The sequence below is a fragment of the Nostoc sp. genome, assembly GCF_036919895.1.
In the GTDB taxonomy this organism is placed as follows: domain Bacteria; phylum Cyanobacteriota; class Cyanobacteriia; order Cyanobacteriales; family Nostocaceae; genus Nostoc.
On sequence record NZ_JBALBW010000105.1, the window covers coordinates 21,406 to 41,465 of the forward strand.

16 protein-coding genes are annotated in these 20,060 nt (G+C 39.3%); 8 read left to right on the forward strand and 8 right to left on the reverse strand.

Annotated features, from left to right (window positions below; all coding sequences use genetic code 11):
- Positions 1–43 precede the first annotated feature (43 nt).
- The gene (locus V7K55_RS21060; RefSeq protein WP_334834580.1) at positions 44–475 is read right to left on the reverse strand and encodes a nucleoside deaminase; all 432 of its coding nucleotides are present in this window, start codon (positions 473–475) and stop codon (positions 44–46) included.
- A 15-nt stretch (positions 476–490) separates the two neighbouring features.
- On the opposite strand from V7K55_RS21060, the gene V7K55_RS21065 reads away from it, so the two are divergent.
- Positions 491–1,414 carry a nucleoside hydrolase gene (locus V7K55_RS21065; RefSeq protein WP_334834581.1) on the forward strand — a complete coding sequence of 308 codons (924 nt, stop codon included), beginning with the start codon at positions 491–493 and terminating at the stop codon, positions 1,412–1,414.
- A gap of 113 nt (positions 1,415–1,527) precedes the next feature.
- On the opposite strand, the gene V7K55_RS21070 is transcribed toward V7K55_RS21065, so the two are convergent.
- The gene (locus tag V7K55_RS21070) at positions 1,528–1,953 is read right to left on the reverse strand and encodes a KTSC domain-containing protein (RefSeq protein ID WP_334834582.1); all 426 of its coding nucleotides are present in this window, start codon (positions 1,951–1,953) and stop codon (positions 1,528–1,530) included.
- 268 nt (positions 1,954–2,221) lie between these two features.
- Between V7K55_RS21070 and V7K55_RS21075 the strand changes: the two genes are divergently transcribed.
- Both V7K55_RS21075 and V7K55_RS21080 read left to right on the forward strand, forming a co-directional pair.
- Positions 2,222–2,392, forward strand: a complete 171-nt coding sequence (locus V7K55_RS21075) for a ribbon-helix-helix domain-containing protein (RefSeq protein WP_094327509.1) — start codon at positions 2,222–2,224, stop codon at positions 2,390–2,392.
- A gap of 51 nt (positions 2,393–2,443) precedes the next feature.
- Positions 2,444–3,067 (forward strand): Uma2 family endonuclease, encoded by a 624-nt coding sequence (locus V7K55_RS21080; RefSeq protein WP_334834584.1) that lies wholly within the window; start codon positions 2,444–2,446, stop codon positions 3,065–3,067.
- A 148-nt stretch (positions 3,068–3,215) separates the two neighbouring features.
- Here the strand turns inward: V7K55_RS21080 and V7K55_RS21085 are convergent, their stop codons facing one another.
- Positions 3,216–4,838, reverse strand: a complete 1,623-nt coding sequence (locus tag V7K55_RS21085; protein WP_442949105.1) for a 2-isopropylmalate synthase — start codon at positions 4,836–4,838, stop codon at positions 3,216–3,218.
- A gap of 89 nt (positions 4,839–4,927) precedes the next feature.
- Between V7K55_RS21085 and V7K55_RS21090 the strand changes: the two genes are divergently transcribed.
- Both V7K55_RS21090 and V7K55_RS21095 read left to right on the forward strand, forming a co-directional pair.
- Positions 4,928–5,608 (forward strand): GntR family transcriptional regulator, encoded by a 681-nt coding sequence (locus V7K55_RS21090; protein WP_334834585.1) that lies wholly within the window; start codon positions 4,928–4,930, stop codon positions 5,606–5,608.
- Positions 5,609–5,683: 75 nt separating this feature from the next.
- Positions 5,684–6,139: a (2Fe-2S) ferredoxin domain-containing protein gene (locus V7K55_RS21095; RefSeq protein ID WP_334834586.1), complete on the forward strand. Its 456-nt coding sequence runs from the start codon at positions 5,684–5,686 to the stop codon at positions 6,137–6,139.
- Between the two features lie 45 nt (positions 6,140–6,184).
- Here V7K55_RS21095 and V7K55_RS21100 read toward each other — a convergent pair whose 3' ends face one another.
- From V7K55_RS21100 to V7K55_RS21110, 3 genes are all read right to left on the reverse strand, one after another.
- Positions 6,185–6,847: a nuclear transport factor 2 family protein gene (locus tag V7K55_RS21100; RefSeq protein WP_334834587.1), complete on the reverse strand. Its 663-nt coding sequence runs from the start codon at positions 6,845–6,847 to the stop codon at positions 6,185–6,187.
- Between the two features lie 439 nt (positions 6,848–7,286).
- The gene (locus tag V7K55_RS21105; protein ID WP_334834588.1) at positions 7,287–12,707 is read right to left on the reverse strand and encodes a trifunctional serine/threonine-protein kinase/ATP-binding protein/sensor histidine kinase; all 5,421 of its coding nucleotides are present in this window, start codon (positions 12,705–12,707) and stop codon (positions 7,287–7,289) included.
- 182 nt (positions 12,708–12,889) lie between these two features.
- The gene (locus tag V7K55_RS21110; RefSeq protein ID WP_334834590.1) at positions 12,890–13,426 is read right to left on the reverse strand and encodes a nucleotidyltransferase family protein; all 537 of its coding nucleotides are present in this window, start codon (positions 13,424–13,426) and stop codon (positions 12,890–12,892) included.
- Positions 13,427–13,598: 172 nt separating this feature from the next.
- On the opposite strand from V7K55_RS21110, the gene V7K55_RS21115 reads away from it, so the two are divergent.
- A complete protein-coding gene (locus tag V7K55_RS21115; protein ID WP_334834592.1) occupies positions 13,599–14,867 on the forward strand; it encodes a plasmid pRiA4b ORF-3 family protein in 1,269 nt (422 codons plus the stop codon).
- Positions 14,868–14,964: 97 nt separating this feature from the next.
- On the opposite strand, the gene ligA is transcribed toward V7K55_RS21115, so the two are convergent.
- A complete protein-coding gene (gene ligA, locus V7K55_RS21120; RefSeq protein WP_334834593.1) occupies positions 14,965–17,001 on the reverse strand; it encodes an NAD-dependent DNA ligase LigA in 2,037 nt (678 codons plus the stop codon).
- Positions 17,002–17,082: 81 nt separating this feature from the next.
- Positions 17,083–17,232 (reverse strand): hypothetical protein, encoded by a 150-nt coding sequence (locus V7K55_RS21125; RefSeq protein ID WP_334834594.1) that lies wholly within the window; start codon positions 17,230–17,232, stop codon positions 17,083–17,085.
- 639 nt (positions 17,233–17,871) lie between these two features.
- Between V7K55_RS21125 and V7K55_RS21130 the strand changes: the two genes are divergently transcribed.
- Both V7K55_RS21130 and aroC read left to right on the forward strand, forming a co-directional pair.
- Positions 17,872–18,822: a hypothetical protein gene (locus V7K55_RS21130; protein WP_334834596.1), complete on the forward strand. Its 951-nt coding sequence runs from the start codon at positions 17,872–17,874 to the stop codon at positions 18,820–18,822.
- Entirely contained in the window at positions 18,806–20,050 is a 1,245-nt protein-coding gene (aroC, locus tag V7K55_RS21135) for a chorismate synthase (RefSeq protein WP_334834597.1), read from the forward strand. The genes V7K55_RS21130 and aroC overlap by 17 nt, the downstream gene beginning before the upstream one ends.
- Positions 20,051–20,060: the final 10 nt, after the last annotated feature.

The window sequence follows — 20,060 nt, forward strand, 5'->3', positions numbered from 1 at the left end:
AATTATGAATGTGAGACTCAAATATCGGATTATGTATTCCTAACTAATTACCGATATCTTCATTCCAAAGTTCCGGGTTAGTTTCAATAAACTCACTCATCATTTGTTCGCATTCATCAAGATTAAGATCGATTACTTCCACACCGTGAGATACCATAAATTCTTTAGCACCAGGAAAAGTTTTAGATTCTCCAACGATGACTTTTTTAATGCCAAATTGTACCACTGCCCCAGCGCACAGGTAACACGGCATTAAGGTTGAATAGAGTATAGTACCTCTGTAGCTGCCAACTCTTCCAGCATTCCGAAGACAATCGATTTCGGCGTGAGTCACAGGATCGCCGTCTTGCACACGTTTATTGTGTCCTCTGCCGAGAACTTTCCCATCCTTGACGAGAACCGAACCAATGGGAATTCCACCTTCTTGTCTGCCTTGTTTTGCTTCTTGAATTGCAGTTTCCATAAACTTATCCATATTAATTATCCTTTTATGTCAAAACAACTTGTATTAATGGATCACGATGGTGGTGTAGATGATTATCTAGCAACTATGCTGCTGTTGACGATGGATAATATTGAACTCCTCGGTGTTGTTGTCACACCAGCAGATTGTTATGTCCAACCAGCTGTTAGCGCCACACGTAAAATTATAGATTTGATGGGATTTTCTCATATCTCGGTTGCAGAAAGTACTGTACGGGGTATCAATCCATTTCCTACTCTCTATCGCCGTGATTCGTTTATTGTTGACCATCTTCCCATTCTCAATCAAAGCGAAACCATAACTACGCCTCTGGTTGAAAAAACAGGTCAAGATTTCACGATCGAGGTGTTACGTAACGCATCAAGCCCGGTAACATTGATGGTAACTGGGCCGTTGACCACTGTAGCAGCAGCTTTAGACAAAGCACCGGATATTGAAGCCAAGATTCACAAAATTGTTTGGATGGGAGGTGCTTTGAATGTCCCCGGCAATGTGGAAAAAAGTTTAGAACCTGGACAAGATGGTTCCGCCGAATGGAATGTTTATTGGGACGCGGTTTCGGCGGCGCGGGTGTGGAAAACGAAAATTGAAATTATTATGTGTCCTTTGGATTTAACTAACAATGTTCCAGTCACATCAGAGTTAGTGCAAAAAATGGGGCGACAACGCGACTATCCCATCTCTGATTTAGCCGGACAATGTTATGCACTAGTTATCCCCCAAGATTATTATTTTTGGGATGTGTTGGCAACGGCTTATCTAGGACACCCAGAATTCTATCAATTACGCGAATGGGAAACAGAAATTGTCACCACTGGAGTGAGTCAGGGGCGTACTAAAGTAGTTCCTGGTGGTCGGAAAATTTATGCAATGGATCGGGTTGATAAAGACGCTTTTTATGCTTATATCTTGCAGCAATGGGCACGTTAAAATAATTCGTAATTCGTAATTAAGTAATGCAACTGGGATTTAAACCCCGCCACAAAACAAGACGTTGTTAGTTGTGGGGGACTTAAACCCCCAGAATTTGTTAGATTTATTAATTAGTCAATATTATAATCTGCATTATCTAGGCGATCGCAGTCATATCTGCCTTTAATCTCTTGATTGAAAAAGCTGCCAACTGAGTCAGAGGCGTGTAAATCTTCCCAAGTATCCTCGTCTACGCCTAAGTATTGATAAACACATCCACTTTGAAACTCAACTTGCAAAATTTGTTCGTTGCGATCGTAGCCCACAGCGATCGCCATTGATGAGCTAACTGGTAACATAGCAATTGGTTCTTCATAAGGTAGTGCAGTCGTTTCAGCAATGGCCTCGTTCAGTTCTTGCAATCCTTCATAAGCTTGTATCGGTGCCGGAATTTCCAAAAACTCTAGTTCGTCACCTCGATCGAGCAACAACTGCAAATATCCATCAGAGTGAGCGATCGCTACTAAACTGCTCAAGTCTACCTTAGATAGCTTCATTAATTTTGCTCTCCTGTTGGCGTAATCGGGAGTGTTAAAGTTTTATGCAACACTTAAGTGCCTTAATAGTACAAATATACTATTAAGGCACTTTGATGTCAAGTTTTTTTGCCAAGAGAGAATTTTAAGTAGTCGGACACAATTAAATTCATTGGTGGAGATAGGGAACAGTTTAGATGCTATTCAAGCCTTGTTTAGCGCTATATTAGCAACATCACGAAGTTTCGTTGAAGGGTACGATCTATTCAAAACTATCAAAAAATCTACAGTGTCGAAAAGAGTAAGCGTTTCGTTGCCAGACTTAACTCATGAAAAATTACAAAGATGGGCAGATATTGAGGGCACAAGCCTTGCCGATTTAGCAGCTTATTTGCTACGCCGTGACGTAGAACAAGCTGAAAAAGAAGGTAAGCTTAACTACCCTAATGAGAAAAAATAGTGTGTAAAAGCGTTTCCCTTACCTTAATTTCAAAATTCACGGGAGAAATATATGACTCAAGCCCTACAAAGAAAACTAATTACATTCAGTGAATTTGTTGCCAGATACCCAGACAACAGAGGTAAACGTTATGAACTACATGATGGAGTAGTGGTCGAGATGTCGCAACCTACTGGAGATCATGAAGAGATTACAGGATTTTTAGCTACAAAACTTCCAGTCGAATATGACCGGCTTAAACTTCCCTACTTCATTCCAAAAACTGCACTAGTCAAACCACCTGAAAATGAATCGGGTTATTCACCAGATATATTAATTATCAATCGCTCCAATCTGGTAAATGAACCTTTCTGGAAAAAGGAATCCACGGTCACTCTAGGCGCATCAATTCCTTTAGTTATTGAAGTAGTTAGTACTAATTGGCGCACCGACTATTACACTAAACGCGGTATGTATGAAGAAATTGGTATTCAGGAGTATTGGATTGTAGATTACTTAGCTCTGGCCGGTAAATCATTCATTGGTAATACTAAGCAACCAACAATATCGATCTACTCACTGGTAGAAAGCGAATACCAAATTAGCCAGTTCCGTGGGAGCGATCGCATTCTCTCACCCACTTTCCCAGAATTTAATTTCACCGCACAACAGATTTTTAATGCCGGGAATATTTAAACGATGTTTTTTTTATTTCCAAAAATGCCTCAAATCCTTATTCAGAAAGCCTTCATAACTTAATAGTGCAACCAAAACTCTTGTAGAGACATAAAATTTTACGTCTCTACATCAACGATTCATGGCTGTATCAAAAACGCATCAGAATCTACTTAGATACAACAGCAGAGTTTATTTGATCAAAATGGGATCTTTCTGTTTGCAAATAACGATAAAGACGATTCAGAGCGTTGATATGAGCATAAGCTGCGGCTACCACAATATCAGTATCAGATGCTTGTCCAGAGAATATCCGCTCTTGATGTTTCAAGCGAACTGTGACAGTTCCCAGTGCATCAATTCCGCCAGTCACAGATTGGACGGAAAACTCAATTAGTTGATTGGGAATCTGCACCAATTGATTGATTGCCTGATACACCGCATCCACTGGGCCAGTGCCGACACTCGCATCCGTGAGGATTTTGCCATCGGGGGTAACAATTGTAATAGTTGCAGTTGGACAAGTGCAATCACCGCAGATTACCTGGACGTGTTCGATTTGGAAGCCACTTTCCACTTGAATCTGCGTTTCATCTCGAGCGATCGCTTCTAAGTCCCAATCTGAGATTTCTTTTTTCTTATCAGCGACTTCTTTGAACCGATTGAAAGCTTTATTCAAATCCGCCTCGTTCAATTCAAAACCTAATTCCTTGAGCCTTGTACGGAAAGCATTTCTTCCTGAGTGCTTGCCCAAAACAATGCGATTTTCTGGCAAACCGATCGCAGCAGCTTCCATAATTTCATAAGTCTCACGGTGTTTGATAATCCCATCTTGGTGAATTCCAGACTCATGGGCGAAAGCGTTTGCTCCCACGATCGCTTTATTGGGCTGAATCAGCATTCCGGTTAATTGGGAAACCAAGGATGAGGTTTTGTAAATTTCCTGAGTCTTAATATTAGTCAAGGGTGTATCAGCATCAACTGAACGACCAAAATAAGGGTTGAAAAATGGTTTGCGAACTTGCAACGCCATCACAATCTCTTCCAATGCAGCATTCCCGGCTCGTTCCCCAATGCCATTAATAGTACACTCCACCTGACGTACACCATATTCAATTGCTGCTAAAGCGTTAGCTGTCGCCAAACCCAAATCATTTTGAGTGTGGATGGAAAGAATCACGCCATCGATATTAGGAACATTTTCCCGAATTCCCTGAATCAGAGTGCCGATTTCCTTGGGTGTGCAGTAACCAACAGTATCAGGAATATTAATTGTCGTTGCACCTGCTGCGATCGCACTTGACAAAACTTCATAAAGAAACTCTGGTTCAGTGCGGCTAGCATCCATTGGTGAAAATTCTACATCGTCTACAAAGGATTTGGCATAAGCAATCATTTCTGATGCGATCGCTAATACTTCGCTGCGAGACTTTTTCAACTGATATTTTAGGTGAATATCAGAGGTAGAAATCATCGTGTGGATTCTCGGACGAGCCGCGCCTTTCAAAGCTTCGGCGGCGGCATGAATATCTTGGCGAATGGCTCTAGCTAAACTACAAATGATTGGCCCACCGGGTATCCCAACTTGTTCCGCAATGCTTTTAACAGCTTGAAAATCTCCCGGACTAGCAACGGCAAAACCGGCTTCAATCACATCGACACCAAGAAGAGCTAGTTGATGAGCGATCGCTAATTTCTCTTCTACATTGAGGGTTGCGCCTGGTGACTGTTCGCCATCGCGTAGCGTGGTGTCGAAGATGATAACTTGGTCTGGTTGAGATGCGATGCTCATAACTGTCTCCCGTAGTATTGAAGGGATGTTTAAAAAACTTACTTTGGATATTGTATACAATCTTTTGGATTTTGTATACAATATTCAATATGAACTTAAATGACTTAGCAGCTAATGTGCTGCAACAACAACGCAGTACGCCAGATTTAATTGCCGATGCTTTGCGGGAAGCGATTCTGCGGGGCATTTTTCAGGAAGGACAATCTCTGAGACAGGATGAAATTGCCACTCAGTTTGGCGTTAGTCGCATTCCCGTGCGCGAAGCCCTGAAGCAGTTAGAAGCAGAAGGATTGGTGACACTGCATCTAAATCGTGGGGCGATTGTATCGGTGTTGACAGCACAAGAGGCGCAAGAGATTTGTGAAATTCGCAGCGCTTTGGAAGTGAAAGCGATGCAATTGGCGATACCCAAGTTCAGGGAAACAGATATAGATAAAGCTGCTATGATTCTGGAAGCGACAGATAAAGCAACCGATGCAGGTGTGTTGGCAAAACTCAACTGGGAATTCCATGCGACGCTGTACGCCACTGCTGAACGTCCCCGGTTGTTGGGGATGATTAAAACTTTACACGTTAATTGCGATCGCTATGTTCGCGTACAATTGGTAGAGATGGATTACCAAGAGCGATCGCAAAAAGAACACTATCAACTCTTAGATGCTTGTCAAAAGCAGGATAGAAAAGCTGCTATCAGGTTACTAAAACGACACATTGACACCGCAGGAGAACAGCTAATTGCATACTTGCAGCAAATTGCTCAGAAACGCTGATTATTAAACGATCTACCAGAACAGACTAAACAGGAAATCTCTACTATCCTATCAGATAAATAGGTAGGATTGTCCATGAAAAAATTGATTAAGCATATTAAAAGATTGCTTCAACGTATCTTTAAAAGTTTTGCATCTACTTCTCAGCAGACATCGCCCTTAATAAATTCTCGTCCGCTAGACACTTCTATTTCTATTCCTATTCCTAGCGTTTCTCCCCGATGGGAGTCTGGTTTAGTGCTTGTGTGTTCGCAATGTGCAAATGAGCAGTCAAATAGTTTTCATCCAGCTAACAAAAGCTCAACGGCTTCCGAAGACTTAGAGAATTGGTTGAAATCTCGTTTAAAAGTTGAGGGATTATGGGGTGAATTTCGGGTGGTTAGCACCAGTTGTTTAGGGGTTTGTCCAAAATCCGGGATTACTGTCGTTATTGTAAGTAATGGAAGTGGCGGTAATAGTCCATGCTTAATTGTAAATCCTCAGAGCAATAGCGAACTTCTTTATTCATATATAAAACAGAATAAAAAGTAAAAAGTAGAGAGTACTTTTTACTTTTTACTTATATACTGTGAAAGATTAATGATTGAAGCCAGACATTTTTGGTCTTACAAAGGTAGCAGATGGATTACTGCTTCGGGCATTAGCATTTGAAGAATCAACCGTCGGTGAACTGAGATTCAAGAAATCGATGAGTTTGAGAGTCCGTTTACGAATTTTCCAGCGTCCATTTTTGTTTACAACTTCATCTTCATAAGTACCATTAGCAACATCAATGCTAGTTTCCGAACGTTTGTGAGTCGCATGGAGATAAGAAGTCATCACTGCTTTATTATTCTCAATTGAAATGTTTATCGTACCCATCAAGTGTTGGGTAGCTGTATAACCATTTCCTTGGAATACTGAATAGACAAAATCTGCCCAAGCATCTGTACCATAACTTGTTTGAGTTGTCCCATCAGGAAAAATGGCAGTGAGAACTGCATCTTGAGTAAAACAATCCCGATAAATATTTTTTCCTTCTAGGAGATTTCCTCTACCAATGGCATCAGTTCCCAGCGAGTAACAAGATGTTAATTTTTGAATTTCTAATTCTGCGTTAGGTTGAGTTGCACTTGCTAGTTCAAACCTACCTCCAATAAACAGCACAAGAATAACTGCAAGCACAATCAATGTAATTTGATTCAACAAAAACGAGATAGCCTTTGGAACTATTCGCCCACCTTCTCTTCTTTTTTCCACAGTAGAACCACCTTAATTTTTACTAATTCTGCATCTTTTAACTTGCTGCAAACTCAATTTACATCTGATATTTTAGCTGATAAAGACCTGACTAAAATTCTTGCATATTTAGTTAGATTTGACTTTTATATCATCTGGTAAATTATAAACAAGCTACAAGATTTGATGCATATAATCAGTCATCATAATAACAGAAAATACATAAAGTTCTAAGCGTGAATCGTGAGCGAATATGTGTTGATTTGATTAAATAATCAAGTTACTACTTACATAGTTTTATTAATAAAAAAATAACTTGTGTTTAAGCAAATTTTAAAGAATAAATGTAATTACTATAGCAATTATGGATCATTCGTGATAAACAAAATACCCGAATTGTTTGGTAATTCGGGTATCTACGGTTATAGCTTTGCTAATGTGTCTGTACTATGAAAGATTATTATCCCAAAATGGGAATAGAAATTATAAATTCTGTTCCTTGTCCCAAGACTGATTCACAAATCAAACTTCCACCATGATTTTCTACTATAATTTGGCGACTAATAGATAATCCTAATCCTGTACCTTTCCCTACGCATTTGGTAGTAAATAGATTTTCAAAGATACAGGCTTTAACTTCTTCTGGCATTCCTTTAGCATTATCTTGAATCTTAATTGCCAGATTATTATCTTTCTCTACCTTAGTTAAGATGGTAATAATATTAGGATAATTATCTTGAACTTCCATAAAACTCCGACCAGTATTTGCTTCTTCTAAGGCATCAATTGCATTTGCAATAATATTCATAAAAACTTGATTCAATTGTCCTAAATAGCATTTCGCCAATGGAATACTTCCATAATCTTTAATAATTGTAATTGCCGGACGATTATGGTCAGCTTTCAGACGATGCTGTAAAATTAACAAAGTACTATCAATGCCTTCATGAATATTAGCTAATACTTTAGAAGTCGTATCGGCGCGTGAAAAAGTACGGAGAGAAGTACTAATGTTACGAATACGCTGCGTTCCTGCTGTCATACCATCAATCATTTTTGGTAAATCTTTTAGCAGGAAATCTATATCTATTTCTTCAGCTTTTTCTTCAATTTCAGTACCAGGATTTGGAAACTTATCTCGGTACAGTTGTAGATAGTCTATTAAATCCTTAACAGTATCTTTTGCTTGAGCGATACTACCTGAAATAAAGCCGACTGGATTATTAATTTCGTGTGCTACACCTGCAACTAAATTACCCAGGGAAGACATTTTTTCGCTTTGGATAAGTTGTATTTGTGCCTCTTGTAAATCTTTTATTGACTGTTCTAATTCTCTAGATTTATCTTGTTCTCTTGTGTACAATCGGGCATTTTGGATAGCAATAGCCATTTGAGAAACTAAGACTTTTAATACCTCTACTTTTTCTGGCAGAAAAGTTCCTGATGACAATTTGTTTTCTAAATAAATAATCCCTGTAATTTGTGATTGGTAAATTATGGGTAAGCAAAAAATTGATTTTGTTTGAGATTCCTGAATATAAATATCAAGGTTGAACGGTTCTGCAATTATTGCATCATTTAATACAAGATATTGTTGAGTACGAAAAACGTAATTAATCACAGAGAGGGGTAAATCCTGAGAAGCTTCAACAGGAATAGAGCGTAAAACTGTCACTACATCATCAGCAGCATTTCCAGAAGCTTCGATATATAGTTGATTATCTTTGAGTAGGAGTAGCACTGCTTTTTGGGCGGCAGCATTTTCTAGTAAAATTTTGATGAGCTTGCTCAACAAAATTTCTAAAACAATTTCGTTGGTAATCGCTTGCGAAAACTTGATGAATGCATTAAAGTCTAAAAAATCGCTTAAACTACTATTAGTAGTTGTAGTAGTGGTAAAGTGAATTGTATCTATTTTAGAAGTAGTAGTTTCTATAGCAGTAGTTTGTCCTACTAGAAAAGCATACTTTGATTCTAAGTATTTAACTTTAGCGATCGCACCCCAACGAATATAGGCATAATAGGCTTTAGTTATATAAGTTTGATGAATTAACTCTTTACCTAAAGATTGATAAAATTTTCCTGCTAACTCATAAGCTAAAGCTTCTTCTTGGAGAAAACCATTCTCTTGAGATTTGGCAATAGAGTTCTCATAGTAGTCCATTGCTTCCAGCTTTTGACCTAAAACCCGATACCGTTCTGCCTCTACGAGATAAAATCTATGTAAGTGATTCGTGGGAGCATGAGTAGCCCAGAGTTCCATTTTTTGCTGATTAGCTTGGATTTTTTCAAGAATAGCTTGCTTCTCAGACTCTTTAGCAGTATGATATATAGCCAAGTGTGCTAAAGAATCGTAAAAATAGAACATTGGAACAACAAATAACCCTGTTACACCACCTAAAGATTTTTCTGCGATCGCAGCATGTTCTACAGCTTTAAAATACTCCCCAAATATGTAAGAGAGCATTAGTTTATTTACAAATAGATGATTAATTGTGTAAAGGTCATTTACTTGCTGATGAATTGGCAGCATACTTTGCTCGTCGTAGGCTTCTCCAATTAAACAATCTACATTTTCAAAATCTCCTTTCAAATTCAAAACTGTTTGTAAATATACTAAATTCCAAGTTAAAGCTACTTGCTGATTAATTTTCTTCAGCGATTCACAGTAAGCTATAAGTTCTTTTTCTAAAACCCAAAGTTCTTTACCCAACCAAAATGAGTGATAGGGATAAATATAACCACAATAGCCAGCATATTCTAAATCTCCGGTTTCCAGACCACTAGCATATCCAGACATTGATGATGTTAATGTCTCCCTAACATGCTCTTTCCAGTGCATAACATGAGCGCTAACAACCGTTAGAATCTTAGCCTTGAGTTCTTCAGCATTAAATTCCGACACCAAACTAGAAGCTAATTTACCAAATTCATAGCCTGAATTAATTTCTCCTTGAACTCCACAAAGAAGTAAACCATAAAGACTATAACCATAGCCAGATACAGCCGTATTGCCATATTTTAAGGACAAATTGACCATTTTACAAACAATAATTGGCATCATTGCAGGAGCAGTTTGAAAAGCCGCAGGAAGAACTGCCATTAAGATTTTCATGGCTGCAATCTTGTTAGGAGCGGACATTAATGGTAAGTTAATTAAATCTGCAATAGCTTTCCCTTTCAAAGAAACAGCAATTTCATCCATTCCTTGCTGAATATCAGTTGATGTCGGTTCATCTGGAAAACTTATTCCTAGCAATTTGAGAATTGATACTGCTATCTGAATGGCTTCCAGTTGTTTGCTTTGAATGACAGAAGCGATAATCTGTACTTCATAGACTTTCACTTTATCTAGAAGGATTTTGGCTTCTTGCTGCACCACCTCAGCCCATTGCTGCATCTGCTCAAAATTACCACCCAAATAGGCAGCTTCTGCGGCTCCTTCATATAAACTTATGGTTAAAGTATATTCAGTTGTCCAAGTATCTACATTTAAAATTTCTATCCCATTTGTGAAATATTTAAGCGCAGCTTCATAAGCTGTAGAAGCTTTAGCTTTTCGCCCTGCAATTAAATTTAGTCGCGCCAATTCAGTTTTTTCAGATTGCTCTATTAGATTAACAATACCCACATTTAACTGATTGACAATATCAAAAATATTAGCTTCTATTTCCTCCTTTGGGATATTTTGTAGAAGCAATTGCCCAATTTTCAGGTGAGTAGATTTCTTTAGCTCTTCTGGAATCAGCGAATATGCTGCTTGTTGTACTCTGTCATGTAAAAACTTGTAACCAACCCGTGAAGTGTCGAAATTTAAATTAGCCGCTTCTTCTTGATTAAAAACTAAAGGAATACGGTAAGCTTCACTTAAAGGTAGAATCAATCCCGCTTGCAAAGCCGAGTGTAAATCATTGGCTGTCAAATAAGCCGATTTTTCATTGACTATAGATAAAACATCAAGACTAAATCTGTCACCCACACAAGCTGCTAATTTTAAAACATTTTGGGTAAATTTTGGTAGTTTCTCAACTCTACTGGCAACTAACTCAACTACATTTTTATCGGTAATTCCAATTGCTTGAATATCCTCAATACTCCACTGCCATTGAGCATTAATGAAGTCAAATCTTAAAAGCTTTTCTTGATAAAGTGCTTGAATTAATTGTGTGATAAAAAATGGATTTCCACCTGTCTTGTTAGAAATTAATTCAGCTAATTGGATAGTTTTATTTTTAAACCTGCTGAATTCTACATCATGGTTAACCTTTGTCTCTTGCAAAGTCTCTGCAACTAACTGAATCACATTGTCTAAACTTAAAGGTTGCAACACAATATTGTTAATAACTGTGCCAGCATTCTTAATTTCTTCTATCTTTTGGATTAAAGGATGTGCTGCATTAACTTCATTATCTCTATATGCGCCAATAAATAATAGATGTTTGCTGTCAGTGTCAGTTATAAGTAGTTGAATTAAATTTAATGTTGCTGAATCTGCCCATTGTAAATCATCTAAAAAGATAACTAAAGGGTGTTCTCTTTGGGTAAAAACTTGGATAAATTCTTTAAAAACTCGATTGAAGCGATTTTGTGATTCTGTTGCACCAATTTGGGCAACTTCTGGCTGTATACCAATAATTAATTCTACTTCTGGAATTACGTCAGTAATAACTTTTCCATTTGTTCCTAAAGCTGATAGAACTTTTTCACGCCATATTTCTATTTTTTCATTGTTCTCTGTCAGTAAATACCGCATTAAATAAGCAAAAGCTTGAATTAGGGAAGCATAAGGAATATTTCGCTTTAGTTGGTCAAATTTACCAGAAATAAAGTAACCTTGTCTGTGAGTAATGGGTTTATTAACTTCATTGACTAAAACTGATTTGCCAATACCTGAATAACCAGAGACTAGCATCATCTCACTAGCCTCAGATGTTACTCGTTCAAAAGCCGCTAGTAGTTCATTAACTTGGTTTTCACGACCATATAATTTTTGAGGTATTAATAACTGGCTTAATATATCTAAACGACCTGGAAGAAAATCAGTAATTGTACCCTTAGTTTTTAACTGGTTAAGACATAATTCTAAGTCTGCTAATAATCCTGTAGCGCTTTGATATCTGTCTTCTGCATTTTTTGCCATCAGCTTCAGCACAATTTCTGAGATGGCATTAGGAATTGTTGGATTTAATAACTGTGGGTTGATCGGTTGAATAGCAATGTGACTATAAACTAGTTCTAAGGGGTCTTGACTAAAAAATGGTGTTTTCTCGGTGAGCATTTCATATAAAGTTACACCAAGAGAATAAAAGTCAGTTCGATAATCGAGAATACGATTCATTCTCCCCGTTTGTTCGGGAGACATGTAAGCAAGTGTGCCTTCAACGCAGTTTGGATTATTAAATTGGGGATTTTCCTTATTGAGGCGGGAGGCTATACCAAAGTCAGTGAGTTTAACAATACCTGTCTGGGAGTTAACAATAATGTTACTAGGTTTGATATCTTTATGAATAATCTGGTGTTTATGCAAATAATCGAGAGCTTTAGTCAGTTGAATAGCAATATTTAAATCGTTAATTAAGTCAAGTTTTTCTGTCTGAATAATTTGGGCTAAGGATTGACCATCAAAGTCTTCTAACAACAGCCCCACACGGTTATCAAAGGTTTCTAGACTAATGGCTTTAACTATGTTGGGATGGTCTAAACCTTGCTGAATTTGATACTCATTTTTAAGGCGGGTAAAGGCTTCGAGGGTAGGATATTCATTTTTAAGCAACTTGAGGATAACTCGCTGTTGCGTCTTTGGCATTTGTGTTTGATAAATAATTGTTTGGATTCCTTCGTGGAGAGTCGAGTTGATTTGATATCCAGTCGGATTTGGCATTGATTTTTGCCTACAAAGTTACAAAAAAGTTACAAAATTAGCATCACCCCCGTCCTATCGTGAAAGGGGTTCTAATTTAATTATTCCCAGTGGGAGAAAATTATTAACATTGTGATTCCGTATCCAAGGGTTGTAAATTGAAAAGCGATTATTCCCTTGCAACGGAAAACCTATTGTAACTTTTACGCCAACCGCAGATAAGGACATTTTTGTAAGAACCCCGATGCTTTATTGTGGGCATCGATGTTATGAGTATGTGCTGGCGTAGGTCGAATAATGCCATTAAACAGGTCATTCAACCCGTAGGGAGTGAAAAATTGCCATTGGCCTTGTGTATCTAGTCGAACTCCGACAGCAGTAGCAGTGTGCAACCACTCTGCAACAGCATCTTCTGTATTAGTGTAGTGTCTGCTACCAAGTCGCCAACGAGCAAAACTGGCTTGATTTTTGACATCAAACTCGTCATAAGGAAATTGTTTTGTGAGAATCGCCTTTGCTGCTATTTCCTGAGAACGATTTCCCTCTATATCAAAGAATGCAATATCAAAATCTTTAATAACTAACCCACAGTCATTGCCAAAAATCGAAGACCAAACTGTGTTTCGGACTGCACCACCGGCTAACCACCAGTTAGGTAGATTTAGTTGAGCGATCGCAGGTAATACTGTATTAATAGGTGTATCAGCTAAAATCATCTGTAGACGAGTGTTACTATTCATATCAAATCCCTGGGATTGTCAACTAGAAGGTGAAAATATTATCATTCACATCTCATTAAGTTTACGGTCTTGATAGACCTCCTGTGACACTTATTAGGTTAAGCCATAGTATAAATAGCACAGGGTTACACAGAAGGTTAAATTGTGAATTGAGAATTGAGAATTTTTATTTATGGATGATTTATTTGCGCGACTAGAACGCACACTCAATCCTGAACTACCTTCTCTAACAGAATCGCAACAACAACTCCTGCAAGAACTCAGTATTGATGAAAATCAACCCGGGACAATTTTGTGTGACTTTCAAACTATGATAGATTTGTTACAACCAAATGGAGTGGAGGTTAGTAGTGTTAATAACCTTCTACCACTGAAAGTATTATCAGAATTCAATTCTCAGTTAAGCCACCCCATTGAAACTAAACTCAAACGCCCCGTACAGAAATCATACCCCTACATTAATGGACTATATTTGTTATTACGCAGTTCTGGGATAGCCCAAATTAGATCCCAAGGGAAGAAGCAGGTTTTAGTTTTAAATGCAGCAACTTTGCAATCATGGTCAAACCTCAATCCAACAGAACGCTATTTCAATTTATTAGAAGCCTGGTTGATTTGGGGAAATAACGAAATTTTGGGCGAACATCAAGATTCATTTGGGAATTTATTTAGATGTATTCAACTTTGGCCCCGCGTACCAGAGAAAGGTTTAAAATTCTCTAAATATGAGCATCAACATGATATTAGTTATTACCCTGGTCTGCATAACGTTGCCCTGTTAGAGTTATTTGGATTATTATCTATTCAACATGGTAAAGCAACAGAAGGCAAAGGATGGCGCATTACTAGTTTACAGCGCTTACCCTTTGGGGATGCTCTGTTGCAATTACTATTTCCACTAGGTATCCGAGGAGAATTACAGGATGAAGTCAATGTAACTTTTGGAAAGTTGCAGTCACATTTTCAACCATTTTTTCCAGAATGGGAGCATAATTTATTTGTTCCAAAACAAGGCTTCACGGATGGTATTTATATTTTTAAAGTGTCTCTTCATCAGGTTTGGAGACGCATTGCTATACCAGCCAAAAAACCATTAAGCTGGTTAGCAGAGACGATTCTTGATGCTTTTGACTTTGACTATGACCATCTATATGAGTTTAGTTATAAAGACCGTTTTGGTCGCATAATTAAAATAGGTCATCCCTACATGGAAATCCCCCCATTTGCTGACCAAGTGCAAATTGGTGATTTGTCTATAGAACCGGGTACTAAAATGACCTATCTTTATGATTTTGGTGACAACTGGAAGTTTGATGTGCAGTTAGAAGTAATTAATCCACCTGATAATAAAATCAAAAAACCAAAGATTTTAGAAGTTCATGGAAATGCACCTCAACAGTATTGGAGTGAGGATGATGAATCGAATGAAGATGAAGAATGAGGGAGTCTAGGTGGATGAAGGTGATGATGGGAATTGCTAATGAGAAAACAAATACCGACAAGAAAAATAATTTTAGGAATCAAATCGGATTACGATATCAATCCTCAAGCATCTCTAAAAATTGCGCCTCGCTTAACTGCGTAATTCCCAAAGAGAGCGCTTTTTCTAATTTAGAACCGGCATCTTCTCCTACTACTAAATAATCTGTTTTTTTACTCACTGAATCAGTCACTTTTCCACCAAATTTTTGAATCAAAGCCTTTGCTTCATCTCGCTTTAAGGTTGGCAATGTCCCTGTGACGACAAACGTCTTACCTGCAAACTTTTGATTACCATCACCAACTGTTTTTGTTTCCTCTGTGGCAGCTAATTGCAATCCTTCTGCTTGCAGACGTTCTATCAAAGTTTGGTTGGCATCAATCCGAAACCACTGGTACACAGATTGAGCAATTTCAGCACCGATACCATAAATTCCTTCAATATCTGATTGCTTTGCTGTCGCTAACTGGTCTACGGTAAAATATTTCTGAGTCAACAATTGGGCATTCACACTACCAACGTGACGGATACCTAAACCATACAATACCCTTGACCAAGGTTGATTTTTTGATTGAGCGATCGCATCCACTAATTTCTCTGCTGACTTTTCACCCATCCTTTCTAATGCACACAATCTCTCTGCTGTCAACTCATATAAATCAGCAACGGAATGCACCAAAGCTTTATCAACAAGTTGATGCACCAGCTTTTCACCTAAACCTTTAACATCCAAGGCATCACGACTTACCCAATGTTCAATGGAACCTTTGAGAATCGCCGCACAGGAAGCATTGACGCACCGAGTCACCGCCTCACCTGATTCTCTCACCACTGCTTGATTGCACACTGGGCAATGGGTGGGCATAACGAAGGGTTCAGTGTCAGCAGGACGGAGTTCTTTTAATACCCTCACCACTTCTGGAATGATTTCTCCAGCTTTGCGGACAATAACAGTATCACCAATGCGGATATCTAATTGAGCAATGCGATCGCTATTATGTAAAGTCGCGCGAGAAACTGTTGTTCCCGCCAGTTGTACAGGGCGCATCTCGGCTAACGGCGTTAACGCCCCCGTTCGTCCGACATTTACAGCAATATTTTCCACACGGGTGGGAGCTTCTTCGGCGGGGTACTTTAACGCAACTGCCCAGCGAGGAAATTTCTGGGTAAACCCTAGCTGTTCTTGGAGTTTAAAAGAATTCAGCTTTACTACCACCCCATCAGTCATGTAGGGTAAATTCAGGCGTTCCGTATCCCAATATTCATAATATTTTGCCACTTCTGCGATCGCGGCACACAGTTTGTGGTTGGGGTTCACTTGAAAACCCATCTTTTCTAACAACTCTAATGCTTCCCATTGGGTATTGGCAATACTGGTGTCATCTCTACCAGGAATATGCAGGGTATAGCCAAAGAAAGCCAACCGCCGTTTGGCGACAATGCGCGAGTCTAGTTGTCTGAGTGTACCTGCTGCGGCATTTCGGGGATTAGCAAATAATTGCTCACCGGCTTTTTGCCTTTCTTCATTAATTTGTTTAAATACTTCCAAAGGCAAAAACGCCTCGCCTCGCACTTCCACCCTTTCGAGAATTTCTAACCCTTCAAAATTCAAACGCAAGGGAATTGAGCGAATTGTCCGCACATTTTGGGTAATATCTTCACCCATCACCCCATCACCCCTAGTTGTTCCCCTCACTAGAATGCCATCTTGGTAGGTAAGAGCCAAAGCAGAACCATCAATTTTCAGTTCAGTGACATATTCCACCGAATCTATTTTCGGTACTTGTCGCCGCCAACGCTGATCCCAGCCTTGCAACTCATCAATATTGAATGCATTCTCCAGACTGTACAGGGGGATATTATGCCGCACCGAGGTAAACTGCGTTGCTGGTCTTTCACCCACGCGCTGAGTCGGACTATCGGGTGCTGTCAACTCTGGATATTGAATTTCCAGTTGTTGCAATTCTCGATATAACTGGTCATAGACTGCATCCTCCATCATTGGAGCATCTAGAACGTAATAAGCATAGCTAGCTTGTTGCAATAACTGGCGCAATTCTTTTGTGCGCTTTACTTCCGGCTTAATCTGTGTCATTAGAATGATTACAAAATATCTAGCTAATAGAATTTAAAGATAATGAAGCCTTTTGTTTGGATAGCCGCGACTAACCCGTGATTAATCTTTATTATATTCTACCCAAATTGGATGTCTTGGTAGGCGATCGCCACAACAAGGGCAAGGAAGTACAGGATATCTTTCAGCAGCTTTCATTAGAGTAAACCGATCCTGATTTATCCCATCTCCACAATATAGAGTCGTATCCATAGGATTAGCTGTTTTTCCTCGCCAATTGCAAAAATTACAGCTTAAAGTTTCTAACTGGACTCTTTGAAAGCTTGATTCTATTTATATAAAAATATATGGCATCCATCTCTTTAAAGTTGATATTTTTCCCAGCCATAAGTGAATTTCATGATATTTTTCAGTTAACTCAAGCGCTGGCCAAAGCAAATCTAAAACAGCTAGTGGCATATCATCAATAAAGGGGTTGAATCGCAAAGTTTCCCATTCTTCTTGGCTGGGAAATAATATCTTTTGACCGTCAAGATAAATGTGTTTTATACTAGGCTTATTTGAGTTTATGGTCTTTTAAGCTAATGAGCATTTAAGTTGCATAAAAGCAGGGCTGAAGCCCTTACTACGAGCGAATCATTCTGGAAAAATGAATGACGATTAGCTTATTGTGCCTTTCATTCACTATTGTCAGTATAAAATCAGCTAAAACTACATAGTAAAATTACGGCAAAGCTATACAAATAAAAGTTCGGTATTCTGAATTCAGGAATTACCTGTAAATCTGAGGTATCCAGAATTGTCAGCATTGCTAGCTGGGTGTTGCATAAAAAAATAAATGTAAACCTAGTTAGTCAGTGAAGCCCAAATTTACAGTTTTATTTTACTAATATGTTCATCCACTCTTTAACATTTACTGCCTCTAGTGCAGTGTTACTTTCAACTTTAGTCAGTTCCGCTTTTGCGGCTCCCATTAACCTTGCCAATAGTATCAGCAATACCGAGACAAACACAAAGGTAATTGCTCAAAATATCGCCCAGTTACAGAGAATCCCTGATGTCAGAAGACAAGCAGTAGCTAACGGACAAAACCGATATGCTGCTATTTGGGTTAAGTCTGGTGGTTCAGCTTGGGAAGCGCGACATGGATTGACCTCAGCCCAATATCAAGCAACTTTTGACAAACTGGTTGGTGAAGGATATCGGTTGGTTGATGTCAGTGGTTATGATGTTAACGGACAAGGGCGATATGCTGCTATTTGGGTGAAGTCTGGCGGCCCAGCTTGGGAGGCGCGACATGGATTGACTTCAGCCCAATATCAAGCGACTTTTGACAAACTAGTTGGCGAAGGATATCGATTAGTTCACGTTAGTGGTTACAGCGTGAATGGACAAGACCGCTATGCCGCTATTTGGGAGAAGTCTGACGGCCCAGCTTGGCAAGCACGACACGGATTGACCTCAGCCCAGTATCAAGCGACTTTTGACAAACTAGTTGGCGAAGGATATCGGTTGGTTGATGTTAGTGGTTATGATGTCAATGGACAAGACCGATATGCTGCTATTTGGGTGAAGTCTGGCGGCCCAGCTTGGCAAGCACGACATGGATTGACCTCAGCCCAGTATCAAGCGACGTTTGACAAACTGGTTGGTGAAGGATATCGATTAGTTGACGTAAGTGGTTATAATGTCAACGGACAAAACCGATACGCCGCTATTTGGGAAAAGTCTGGTGGTTCAGCTTGGGAGGCGCGACATGGATTGACCTCAGCCCAGTATCAAGCGACTTTTGACAAACTGGTTGGTGAAGGATATCGATTAGTTGATGTCAGTGGCTATTAGTACAACATCTCCAATTATCATTGCCCACCGAGGCGCGAGTGGCTACCGTCCAGAACATACTTTAGCTGCTTATGAATTAGCCGTCGCACTGGGTGCTGATTATATTGAATACATAAGCCTCACCTTTTTCTTCAAAATCATGGGCAATATTTTTGGTCATTTATTTCGCATTAGTACTTTTGGCGAGTCTCACGGCGGCGGTGTGGGGGTTGTAATTGATGGTTGTCCTCCACAACTGGAAATTTCGGCAGAAGAAATTCAAGTAGAACTAGATAGAAGGCGGCCAGGACAAAGTAAAATTACAACTCCTCGCAAAGAAGCTGATACCTGTGAGATTTTATCAGGGGTATTTGAAGGCAAAACGCTGGGAACGCCTATAACAATTTTGGTACGTAATCAAGATACTCGTCCTCAAGATTACGACGAGATGGCACAGAAGTATCGACCTTCTCACGCCGATGCAACTTATGATGCAAAGTATGGCATTCGCAATTGGCAAGGTGGGGGTAGGTCGTCAGCACGTGAGACAATCGGGAGAGTCGCATCTGGTGCGATCGCTAAAAAAATTCTCCGTCAAATCGCCAATGTCGAAATTATTGCTTACGTTAAGCGCATCAAAGACTTGGAAGGTGTAGTCGATCCTAATACTGTCACCTTAGAGCAAGTAGAAAGTAATATTGTTCGCTGTCCTGATGCTGAATGCGGCGATCGCATGATTGAATTAATTGAGCAAATCGGTAGACAAGGCGATTCGATCGGCGGTGTGGTAGAATGTGTGGCGAGAAATGTGCCGAAAGGTTTGGGCGAACCAGTATTTGATAAATTAGAAGCTGATATCGCTAAGGGTGTGATGTCTCTCCCTGCTAGCAAAGGCTTTGAAATTGGTTCCGGTTTTGCGGGAACGCTACTAACGGGAATTGAGCATAACGACGAATTTTATATCGATCAAAATGGAGAAATCCGTACAGTAACAAACCGTTCTGGCGGTATTCAAGGCGGGATTTCCAACGGGGAAAATATCATTTTGCGAGTTGCATTTAAGCCGACAGCAACAATTAGAAAAGAGCAGAAGACTGTAACTCGTGAGGGTGAAGAAACTCTATTAGCAGCGAAAGGACGACACGACCCTTGTGTATTACCACGTGCAGTTCCAATGGTTGAAGCAATGGTAGCGTTGGTGCTGTGTGACCATTTGTTACGGCATCATGGTCAGTGCAAAGTCTTGTAGGCTATATATT